Origin of the sequence: Pseudomonas sp. MF7453 (assembly GCF_016405455.1) — a bacterium.
Lineage (GTDB): Bacteria > Pseudomonadota > Gammaproteobacteria > Pseudomonadales > Pseudomonadaceae > Aquipseudomonas > Aquipseudomonas paralactis.
The window spans coordinates 199,137-209,022 of the sequence record NZ_JAEKCN010000003.1 but is presented as its reverse complement, the minus strand read 5'-3'; the positions used below and the strand labels follow the sequence as shown (position 1 = coordinate 209,022).

17 protein-coding genes and 1 pseudogene are annotated in these 9,886 nt (G+C 61.0%); 15 read left to right on the top strand and 3 right to left on the bottom strand.

Features of this window, described 5'->3' with window-relative positions:
• Positions 1-3: 3 nt before the first annotated feature.
• Genes JFT63_RS06860 through JFT63_RS06850 form a run of 3 tightly spaced genes read right to left on the bottom strand, consistent with a single transcriptional unit; the run spans position 4 to position 839 of the window.
• Positions 4-198 carry a DUF4224 domain-containing protein gene (locus JFT63_RS06860; RefSeq protein ID WP_005785292.1) on the bottom strand — a complete coding sequence of 65 codons (195 nt, stop codon included), beginning with the start codon at positions 196-198 and terminating at the stop codon, positions 4-6.
• A gap of 11 nt (positions 199-209) precedes the next feature.
• Entirely contained in the window at positions 210-422 is a 213-nt protein-coding gene (locus JFT63_RS06855; protein ID WP_198843648.1) for a hypothetical protein, read from the bottom strand.
• Positions 423-458: 36 nt separating this feature from the next.
• Positions 459-839, bottom strand: coding sequence for a hypothetical protein (locus tag JFT63_RS06850; RefSeq protein ID WP_198843647.1), 381 nt, complete (start codon positions 837-839; stop codon positions 459-461).
• Positions 840-969: 130 nt separating this feature from the next.
• Between JFT63_RS06850 and JFT63_RS06845 the strand changes: the two genes are divergently transcribed.
• The 15 genes and pseudogenes from JFT63_RS06845 to JFT63_RS06775 all read left to right on the top strand — a co-directional run bounded on the left by JFT63_RS06845 (position 970) and on the right by JFT63_RS06775 (position 9,878).
• Positions 970-1,212, top strand: a complete 243-nt coding sequence (locus JFT63_RS06845; RefSeq protein WP_126589775.1) for a hypothetical protein — start codon at positions 970-972, stop codon at positions 1,210-1,212.
• A 443-nt stretch (positions 1,213-1,655) separates the two neighbouring features.
• Positions 1,656-2,141, top strand: a pseudogene (locus JFT63_RS29955) (tail tape measure protein); the annotation flags it as partial.
• Positions 2,141-2,524, top strand: coding sequence for a phage tail protein (locus JFT63_RS06835; RefSeq protein WP_057701379.1), 384 nt, complete (start codon positions 2,141-2,143; stop codon positions 2,522-2,524). The pseudogene JFT63_RS29955 and the gene JFT63_RS06835, both read left to right, overlap by 1 nt.
• A complete protein-coding gene (locus JFT63_RS06830) occupies positions 2,517-2,729 on the top strand; it encodes a tail protein X (RefSeq protein WP_198843646.1) in 213 nt (70 codons plus the stop codon). Before JFT63_RS06835 ends, JFT63_RS06830 begins: the two co-directional genes overlap by 8 nt.
• Positions 2,730-2,738: 9 nt before the next feature.
• Positions 2,739-3,749: a contractile injection system protein, VgrG/Pvc8 family gene (locus tag JFT63_RS06825; protein ID WP_198843645.1), complete on the top strand. Its 1,011-nt coding sequence runs from the start codon at positions 2,739-2,741 to the stop codon at positions 3,747-3,749.
• Between the two features lie 54 nt (positions 3,750-3,803).
• Positions 3,804-4,001: a hypothetical protein gene (locus JFT63_RS06820; RefSeq protein WP_228391189.1), complete on the top strand. Its 198-nt coding sequence runs from the start codon at positions 3,804-3,806 to the stop codon at positions 3,999-4,001.
• 92 nt (positions 4,002-4,093) lie between these two features.
• A complete protein-coding gene (locus JFT63_RS06815) occupies positions 4,094-4,585 on the top strand; it encodes a phage tail tube protein (RefSeq protein WP_032893279.1) in 492 nt (163 codons plus the stop codon).
• Positions 4,586-4,593: 8 nt separating this feature from the next.
• On the top strand, positions 4,594-4,944 hold the full coding sequence (locus JFT63_RS06810; protein WP_057701376.1) for a phage tail assembly chaperone family protein, TAC: 351 nt from the start codon (positions 4,594-4,596) through the stop codon (positions 4,942-4,944).
• 29 nt (positions 4,945-4,973) lie between these two features.
• Positions 4,974-5,228 (top strand): hypothetical protein, encoded by a 255-nt coding sequence (locus JFT63_RS06805; RefSeq protein WP_057701375.1) that lies wholly within the window; start codon positions 4,974-4,976, stop codon positions 5,226-5,228.
• A 62-nt stretch (positions 5,229-5,290) separates the two neighbouring features.
• On the top strand, positions 5,291-6,514 hold the full coding sequence (locus JFT63_RS06800; protein ID WP_198843644.1) for a phage tail tape measure protein: 1,224 nt from the start codon (positions 5,291-5,293) through the stop codon (positions 6,512-6,514).
• Between the two features lie 28 nt (positions 6,515-6,542).
• Complete coding sequence (locus JFT63_RS06795; RefSeq protein WP_198843643.1) at positions 6,543-6,881, top strand: phage tail protein; 339 nt, start codon at positions 6,543-6,545, stop codon at positions 6,879-6,881.
• A gap of 218 nt (positions 6,882-7,099) precedes the next feature.
• Positions 7,100-7,783: a phage minor tail protein L gene (locus JFT63_RS06790; RefSeq protein ID WP_078802594.1), complete on the top strand. Its 684-nt coding sequence runs from the start codon at positions 7,100-7,102 to the stop codon at positions 7,781-7,783.
• Between the two features lie 2 nt (positions 7,784-7,785).
• Positions 7,786-8,559 carry a C40 family peptidase gene (locus JFT63_RS06785; RefSeq protein ID WP_198843642.1) on the top strand — a complete coding sequence of 258 codons (774 nt, stop codon included), beginning with the start codon at positions 7,786-7,788 and terminating at the stop codon, positions 8,557-8,559.
• A gap of 33 nt (positions 8,560-8,592) precedes the next feature.
• Positions 8,593-9,222: a tail assembly protein gene (locus JFT63_RS06780; RefSeq protein WP_198843641.1), complete on the top strand. Its 630-nt coding sequence runs from the start codon at positions 8,593-8,595 to the stop codon at positions 9,220-9,222.
• Complete coding sequence (locus tag JFT63_RS06775; RefSeq protein ID WP_198843640.1) at positions 9,219-9,878, top strand: tail assembly protein; 660 nt, start codon at positions 9,219-9,221, stop codon at positions 9,876-9,878. Before JFT63_RS06780 ends, JFT63_RS06775 begins: the two co-directional genes overlap by 4 nt.
• Positions 9,879-9,886: the final 8 nt, after the last annotated feature.

Genomic DNA, 9,886 nt, shown 5'->3' with positions numbered 1-9,886 from the left:
ACCTCAGCACAGCCGCAACTCCGGCCCCTTCCTTGATTGAATACCACCCAGCCGCCCGATGACAACTTGGCGCAGCACCTTTGGGTGCCCATCCCCACCTACCGCGAACCCGTATCGTTCGGCGGTCAGCCACTTTATCTGTGCCCCTGGCTTCTTATAGCCGGTCAGGTCGGCAACTTCCTCTGCTGTCAAAAACATGCCTTCCTCCTTCAGCCCGCCGTGGGCCGCGCTGTCTTAATGATGTGAATAGCCAGGCCGAAGCTGATCAGCAGCCAGACGCAGGTTCCGGCGAAAGCGCCGAGTAGTGCCTCGGTGGTGCCGGTGCTGAGCAGGTCAGGCCCTAACCAGGCGAGCCACCAGCCAGTGCCGAACAGGTACAGCAAAGCGCCCAAGAGGATCAGGGTGAGTTTCGTTGCGTACATGGGGTGTCCTTGCCGCGCAGGGCGGCAGAAGGTGGGTTAGGGTTTGGCGGGGAACCACTCGGTGTCGTATTCGAACTGACTCACCAGCTCGACCGAAAGGTGCGGGATCTCCCGTTCGAATCGCAGTGTCCCGTAGTGGTGATCGACGTAAGCCTTGGCTTCTTCGATGAAGCGGTCCTTGAAGATGCGCACCAGATGATCGGCCGCCTTCTCGAAGTCTTCCTCGCGGTAGTTCCCCTCTGCGAGGCCGCCACGGCACACGCGCCAGACACAGCGCTTTGGCTGGGCTTCGGCCGCCTTGATCTTCTCGGCCATCTGGTCGCGGGCGTATTTCATCTGGTCCAAGGTGAGTGTTTCGACCCAGGCATCGGTGCCGATGCTTTGCTTATGGCCGAACTCGCATTTGATTTCAGGCATGGGAATACCTCGCCCGCCGCTCACCGGCAGGCATGTAGGGGGATGGAGTAATGGCGTTTTGCCTAGATATCTCTGTCGTTTGGATGGGTGTAAAAAGGGGACTCAACCCATTCAGTTGCCAGGAGGGCGCGTGTCACACCAAATAGATGTTCCGATTGCCCACGCGTATCGGGGTCACACGATGTTTCTCAAGTTCGAATGGCGCCGTCCGAACGACGATGCACCGGTTGCCGCGACGATAATTGAGCCCGCGCCAATTGATGGGCTGGGCGAGGTTGCCGCCGAACTGACCGGGCCCTGGCCGGACTACCCAGCCGCGCTCGATGAGGCCATGGCCGCTGCTGAGCGATGGGTCGACAGTCAGCTGCCTTGACTCAAGCTGCTAGCTGCTCCAGCGGTTGTTGACGCAGCGCAGCCTGTACTGCCTCAACCACCAAGACAGCTTCGACCAAACGATCACCGGCAGGCAGGAAAGGCGGTGTGTTTGCCAGGATTCTAAGCGGCCTCGAACGTGATGCAAAAGCGTTGTTACCGCCGCCGTTCTTAGGCCTGAATGCCGCTGGCCCGGCTCAGCGGTTGCAACCCCGTGAGGTGCTGGCGAACAGTCGAGCAAAGAACCCATCCGCAGGCTCGTTGACCGCGAACAAAGGCCCCGGGCTGATCGAGGCACTAGAGCGCAAGCTCATCCCCATGCCTTTCGAAAGCCGGGTAGCGACTCCTGCCAATACTCCCGATTTCAAGCGTGAACCTCTGCCGGGCACGCTGAAGATGCCTGCCAACCCGCTGGGAACCGTGAGTAGATTGGGATTGGCCGGCGCCCGCCGTCTTGGTCCACTGAAGTACGTCGACACCGCCGTGGATGTGATCCAGGGCGTGCGCACTGGTGACGTCAAGGCTGTCGGTTCTGGCCTGAGCACCGCCGGTGGCGCCTGGGCCGGGGCGTCCGCCGGCGCCGCGCTCGGCACCCTGGTTTTCCCGGGTATCGGCACCGCAGTCGGCGGCGCCATCGGTGGCTTGCTCGGCAGCGAAGCAGGCAGTTGGCTTGGGGATAAGTTGTTCGCTTCAAGCGATCGTCTGCCTGCGCCGAACGCCCTGAGTAAAGAGCTCAACAGCGCGCGAACAGACAACGTCCAGGTCACGCTCTCACCGAGCATCCAGATCACCGGCGTCAACCCGGCGGACGCTCAGCAGGTGGTCAATCAGGTGATCCAGGCCCTGCAGTTTCAATGCGTGCCGATGGTTACCGACTCCCTGGGCATCCGGCGCAACGCGGCCCTGGCCGATCCTTCAGGAGGTGATTGATGCGACAACAAATGGTGCTGGGCGACTTTATTTTTGGCTTGTCCCGAGGTTTTGCCTATTCGTCGCTGATGCGCAACAGCGACGGCGGTTGGAGTGACCTGGCGATCATTGCCAGCAAACCGCAGTCGCGCCAGAACGGCCAGAAGCTGGAAAAGCTCACGTTCAGCGGCACCGCCATGTACGCCGTCGGTATGCAACGCCTGGACGAATTGCGCGCTCTGCAAAATGCGCGGGCGCCGTTGCCGCTGGTTGATGGTATCGGCCGTAACTGGGGCCAGTGGCGGATCAATGCGGTGGTGGAAAACCAGAGCCATGTGATCGATGACGGCACTGCCATGGTCATGACCTGGACCCTTGAACTGGAGGAATTCGTCAATGCGTAGAGTGCGAAGTATTGCCGGTGATTCGGTCAACCTGTTGCTCTACCGCGAATTGGGGCGTTGCGATGACGCGGCGGAAGAAACACTTTGGCGCTTGAACCCTGAACTCGCCGAATACGGCCCGGTACTGCCCGCAGGTGTATGGGTGATTGTGCCTGAGATGCAAGCCAGGCCGGCCGCGGTGCGTCCCATCCTGGCCTGGGATTAAGGAGGCGGTATGGCACAGGGATTCACCCCGATCGTGGAGTTCTATGGCGCCAATGCGACGCTGCTCAATCAACGCCTGATGCACTGGAGCCACACCGACGCCGCAGGCATCGAGACCGATCGCCTGGAGCTGACCCTCAACATCGAAGGGTTGGAAGGCTTGCCCAGCCTCAGTGGCAAGATCGGCCTGCGCGTCGGCTATCAGGAAACCGGCCTGGTGGAAAAAGGCGAATTTGTCGTCACCCAACGAACCCCGGTGCTCTTTCCAATGCGCCTGATGATCGTGGCCACCGCCGCACCCTTCAGCGGGACGGATAAAAGCGGCTACCGCCAGCGCCGTTCCGCCAGTCATGGGCCGACCACCCTGGGCGCATTGTTCCGGCAACTGGTCAGCCGCCACGGCTTTTCGCCGCGTGTGGCACCCACGCTGGACGGTATTGCGATCGAGCATATCGACCAGTCCAACGAAAGCGACATGGCCTTTATCACCCGCTTGGCCAAGCGTTACAACGCGGTCACCAAGCCGTTCAACGAGCTTTATGTGCTGGCCGAAGCGGGGCAGGCCAAGTCACTCACCGGCCAGTTGCTGCCCGAAGTAAAGCTGTCCGTGACACACGATAACCGCCCGGGAAACCAGGCCTTTATCACCGCCAAGCTTGATGAAAAATCGCGCTCCAAATACATGGGCAGCCGCGTCAGATGGTGGGACGCCGCTGCAGGCAAACAGCGTGTGGTCCAGGTCGGAATAGCCCCGTTCAAGACCTTGCGCCAGCCTTGCCAGAACGAAGCCGAAGCCCGCGCCGTGGCCGAAGGTGAACTGCGCCGCGTGGGCCGTGAAGGCTTGAAGTTACAGATCGATTGCCCAGGCAACCCGTTGCTGGCAGCCGAAGGGTTGCTGGTGCTGGATGACACCTGGCCTGTGTACATGCAGGGGCGCTGGTCGATTACCAAAGTGACCCACGTTGGCGACCCGGCGACGGGGTATCGCAGTTCGATCATGGCTGGTGGGTTGGCGTCTTGATCGTCACCGTTGCACGTTGCGCACGCTCACCACTGACTCGCTACAGGAACCAGGATGCCTATGAATGACGAAGAATTGGCCGCGATCAACCGTTTGATCGCCGCCCTGCAAACCCAGACCGATGGCCAAGTGGCGCTCAACGCGGCCATTCGACTGTTGGCCCAGAGCAACCAGGCATTGGTCGACCTGATCAAGAGCCGAGAACCGGACCCGAATGCACCGCCTTACCTGGACGGCAAACCGGCGCCCTGATCCCGTCTCGACCTGCCTTGTACGCAGCAACACAGCCGTTGCACCCCACAACCCGCCTTCGCGGGTTTTTTATTGTTCATGGAGAACACTCGATGTCGATTCTTACCCAAGGTACCCAGATTTTCGCCCTCGTTCCGCCGGTCTCCGGCACCGGGCCCTATACCGTGCTGGAAGTCGAGCACGCCACTTCGTTTGAACCGGGTGGCGCGCCGGCCGAGCAGATTGAAGACACCAGCCTCAACGCCGAAGAACGCAGCTACAAGAAAGGTTTGCGCACCCCTGGCACGGCGAGCCTGGGCCTGAACGCCGACCCGACCAACGCCAGCCATATCCGCCTGCACCAGCTGTCTGAAGCCAAGGGCGATACCGGCGTGAAGTGGGCCGTGGGTTGGTCCGATGGCAAGGACGTGCTGCCGACCGTCAACGCCAAGGGCGATGGCTTTGAATTGCCGGCAACCCGCACCTGGTTCACCTTTGACGGCTACGTATCGGACTTCCCGTTCAACTTCGCACTGAACGCAGTCGTGACCACTACCGTCACCATCCAACGCACTGGCGCCAGCGCCTGGATCAAGAAAGCCTGAGAGACGCCATGAACCTCAAACAACTGAAAGCCAAGGGCGGCATCGTCGATGCCCAGCCGGTGAAGAAAGACATCAGCTGGACGCACCTGGACAGCAAGACCGGCAAGCAAGTGACTGACACGTTCACGTTGCACATTCGCCGCCAGTCCTTCGGCGTGATCGAGCGTCTGTTCAGTCAAGGCGAGTCAGCACAGAGCCGCAACGCCAGCTATCTCGCCGCGTCAGTCTCGCTGGGTGCCGAGGGTGATGAAGCTCTGAGTTACGACGATGCGTTCGGCCTTGAGCCGTCATTGGGGTTTGTGATCCTCAATGCAGTCAATGAGGTCAATGGCACCCAGGGTGGCGGCGTAAAGAGCTGACGGCTGCCGATGAGTTCTGGCACGAACTGGTGCTGAACGGAGTGGGCGGCCGGACGATCGCCGAAGCCAAGGAACGCATGACCTATCAAGAAGCCCTGGCCTGGGGGCGCTATATCGACCGATATGGCTCCCTGCACGCCGGTAGGCGGCTGGAGGCGGGCAGCGCGTTGATAGCGCTGCAGACCCACCGGCTGGGCGGCGGCACGGCCGAGATGATTGACTTCATGCCCCATGAGCTGCGCCGGGGTGTGTCGCTCGAACGTGCGATGAACGAGTGGCGTTAAGGACGACGCCACTTTCCTTGAAACCCGTTTCGACGGGTTTTATCCATGACCCGGAGAAACCTATGGCAACTGCTACCCAGGGTAATCTGACGCTCAACCTCGGCAGCCTGGAGCAGGCCCTGGCGAAGGCGTCACGGATTACCGAAAACAGCATGCGCGAGATGCAGCAGAAGATCGAGGACGCCGGTAAAAAGGTCAGCGCCTCTGCCGCAGCGGCGCTACAGGTCACGTCCGGCCAGTTCAAGGGCTTTCAACGGGCCTATGACCCGGCCACGGATGCGGCGGAAAAATTTATCCAGAAAAATGCGCAACTGGTGCAAGTGCTCAAGCAGAGCCAGGGGGCGCAGAATGATTTTGTTGGCGCGTTGGATGCGCAGTCCAGTTATACCGAGCGGGCCGGGCTGACGTTTCCAGTGGGTGGGCCATACGCAGAGGCTGTACCCACGCCTTCGGGTGACGAAGCGGCAATGGCGTTTTTGGACGATGCAAAGGCCCGGCAGGTAAAGAGCAACTTCGCCGAAATGACGCAGCTGCTTGATGACTGGCGTCAGGGCGCTAACAGTGCGTTCGATGAGTATTCGAACAAGGCAGGTACGGCGGCCGAACAATCGAAGGCAGTGTTTACCAGCGCTTTCGAGAAAATGGACCAGGCGGTGCTGACGTTCGCCACCACGGGCAAATTCAATTTTTCGGATTTCGCCACGTCAGTGCTCAAGGACATGGCCACGATGGCGGCCAAGACCGCGGCATCCAGTGCGCTGAGTTCGTTGTTCGGGCTGGCCAGTTCGGCAGTGAGTGCATGGTTGGGCAGCAGCACGCCGACTCCGACAACCACCAGTGTCGGTGCTAACAGCTACACCTTTAACCCCCAGCTCAACACGGCGGGTATTCATTACAACGCGAAAGGGAGCGCTTGGAACTACGGTGTTCAAGCCTTTGCCAATGGCGGCACCTTCACCAACTCCGTCGCTACTGGCCCAACGTTAGCCCCCATGGCCCTTTTCGGCGAAGCCGGCCCCGAAGCCATCATGCCTCTGAGCCGTGGCTCCGACGGCTCCCTGGGCGTGCGTGTACTGGGCGGCGGCCAATCAGGCAGCACCAGCAGTAACCAAGTGGTGATCCAGCAAACCATCAACGTCGCCGACGGCCAGGGCTCAGGCACCGACACCAACGCCCAGAACGTCGCCCGCGCCTATGCCGGTTCCGCCCGCCAGGGCGCCGCCGAGCAGATCGCCCGTGACCTCAAGCCGGGCGGGCAAATCTGGTCGGCCATCAACGGCCGCTGATCATTAACGGCTTACGCCTGGAGAAAACATGAGTACAGAAACTTTCACATGGGTGCCCAAGGTGGAGCCCGTCGGCAGCGTCGAGTTTCGCCTGAAGACGGCCAAGTTCGGCGACGGCTACCAGCAGACGGCAGCGGACGGGATCAACAACAAAACCCAGTCCTGGCCACTGACGTTCGTGGGTGACGAGGCGCGCATCAAAGCGATCGTTGCTTTCCTTGATCGCCATGCCGGCGCCAGGGCGTTCAACTGGACCGCACCACTGGCAGCGCCTGCGTTGTATCGCTGCAAGGGTTATCAGCCAACGCCCATGGGCGCCGGGCTCTACTCCCTGACGGCGTCGTTCGAGCAAGCCTTCCACCCCTAGCGCCGCCTCCACCCCGCCACAGTGCGTAATGCCGTTCAGTTAAGCGTATATCGCCTCTGTAGGAGCGAGCTTGCTCGCGAAAAACGTTAACGATAACGCGTGTTTCCTGATTGAACGCGGCGCCTGTGAGTTTTTCGCGAGCAAGCTCGCTCCTACAAAAAGCCTTAACTGAACGGCATTACGCCACAGTGCGGGGTTTTCTTTGCCCGGAGAATCATATGTCCATCACCGCAGATATCCAGACCCTGGAGCCCGGGGCCTGGGTGGAGCTTTTCGAGCTCGACGCCACTTCCCTGGGGGCCGAGTTGTACAGGTTCCATGGTTATCCTCAAGAATCGTCGATCTTCTGGCAGGGCCACGAGTATTCCCCCTGGCCGATCCAGGCCGAGGGCTTTGAAATGTCGGGGCAGGGCACCCAACCGACGCCGACACTGGCCGTAGGCAATGTGGGTGGTTTCATCACAGCGCTGGTGCTGTATTTCGAGGATTTGGTAGGCGCGCGCCTGATCCGCCATCGCACTCTGGCCAAGTACCTCGACGGCCAGCCCGAAGCCGACCCGGAAGAGGAACTGCCGCCGGACATCTGGTACGTCGAGCGCAAAGTCGCGGAAAGCAGCGAGACGGTGAAGTTCGAACTGGCCAGTGCGCTGGACTTCAACGGCGTGCAGTTGCCACGTCGCCAGATCGTTGCCAACGTGTGTTGGTGGCTCAGTTGCGGTGGTTACCGTGGCCCTTATTGCGGCTATAACGGCGGCCCGGTGGCGGATGCCAATGACGTGATCGTCACCGACGCGGCCAAGGATAAATGCGGTGGGCGGCTGACCAGCTGCAAGCTGCGTTTCGGCGAGAACAACCCGCTGCCCTACGGCTCATTTCCGGCAGCCGGCCTGTTGCGGAGCTGAGCATGAACAAGACCAACCTGGCGGCGATTGCCCGGCACGCCGTGGCCGCGTATCCCCATGAGTGCTGCGGCCTGCTGATTCGCGAAGGGCGCAAGCGTGTGTATGTGCCGTGTCGAAATACGGCGAGCACGCCCAGCGAACACTTTCGCCTGGCGCCCGAGGACTACGCCGGCGCCGAAGAGCGGGGAGAGATTCTCGCAGTAGTACACAGCCATCCCGATTGCCCGGCGACACCCAGTGAAGCAGACCGCGTGGCGTGCGAAGCCTCCGGGTTGCCCTGGCACATTGTGGAAGTACGCACCGGCGATGATGGGCGGGTGCGCACCGGTGAATGGGCCCGTTGCACGCCGAACGGCTACCAGGCGCCCCTGATCGGTCGCGCCTTCGCCCACGGTGTGCATGACTGCCTGAGCATCATCCTCGACTACTACCGTCGCGAGCTGGGCATCGAGCTTGGCGACTATCAGCGCGAAGACGGTTGGTGGGACAAGGGCGGCAACCTCTACCTGGACAACCTGCCGGCCGCTGGCTTCGTGCAGGTCAGCCAACTGCAACAGGGCGATATCGTACTGATGCAGATCCGCTCGCCAGTGCCCAACCATGCTGCGATCTACCTGGCCGACGGCGTGCTGCAAAGTGAACCCGAACATTACCCGGCCCCAGGTACGATCCTGCACCACCTGTATGGCCGCGACAGCAAGCGCGATACCTACGGCGGCTATTGGGGCGAGGTGACGGTGAGCTATTGGCGACACGGCCTGCGGGCCAAACACTAACCAAACCGGCGGATCATTCGCCTGGAGGATGCCATGCATCATGAAAAAGTCAGGACGGTGCGCCTCTACGGCAGCCTGGGCGCGAGCTTCGGGCGCGTGCATCGGCTGGCGGTGAGCAATGCTTCAGAAGCGATCCATGCGCTGTGCATTCTGGTGCCGGGGTTCGAGCGTTTCTTGATGGAGTCCAAGGACCGGGGCGTGACGTATTCGATTTTCCTGGGTCGTGACAACATTGGCCAGGATCGCCTCAAGGCACCTCCAGGCGCTGCGGATATCCGTATCGCACCGGTACTGATGGGCAGCAAACGCGCAGGGTCCATGCAAACCATTATTGGCGTGGCGCTGATTGTCGCTGCCTCGTACTTCTCTGGCGGTCTGGCATCGGGGAGTTCCTCTACCCTGATCGGTGCTTCATCCACCACTGGCTGGACCTTTGCCGCGAGCATGGGGATTTCCATGGCCATGGGCGGCGTTATGCAGTTGATGTCGCCGATGGCCAAAGGCCTGGGCACCATGGACCGTCCGGAAAACCGTGCGAGTTACAGCTTCAATGGGCCGGTCAATACCAGCATTCAAGGCAGCCCTGTGGGCCTGCTTTATGGTCAGTTGACGGTAGGCAGCGCGGTCATCAGCGCGGGCATTTATGCGCAGGACCAACTATGAGGAAAATTGCGGTGACTCCCAATTCCCAAACGTGCGTGCCAGCCACACAACAAACCGCTGCCGAAAAGGTGCGCACGGTTCGCCTGTATGGCGTGCTGGGTGCGCGCTTTGGCAGAGTGCATCGATTGGCAGTCAGTAGCGTTTCAGAGGCCATACATGCCCTGAGCATCCTCCTGCCTGGCTTTGAACGTTTCCTGATGGAGTCCAAAGACAACGGGCTGACCTATTCGGTGTTCACGGGCAAGGAAAACATCCCCCAGGAGCGCCTCGGTGCCCCGATAGGCAATGACGACATCCGCCTGGCGCCAGTGCTGATCGGCAGCAAGCGCGCGGGCGCCCTGCAGACCATTGTCGGCGCGGTGCTGATTGTCGTTGGCGCGATTATCACAGGCGGTACCTTTGGTGCCGGCGCACCGTTTGGTTCGGGCATGATCATGATGGGCGCCTCCATGGTAATGGGAGGCGTGATGCAGATGTTGTCACCCGTACCCAAGGGGCTGGCGGCACAAGATGGCCCCAATAACCGCGCCAGCTACAGCTTCAACGGACCGGTCAACACCAGTGCCCAGGGCAACCCGGTAGGCCTGCTTTACGGCCAACTGATCGTCGGCAGCTCCGTGATCAGCGCCGGGATCTACACCCAGGATCAACTCTAACGTTCCTG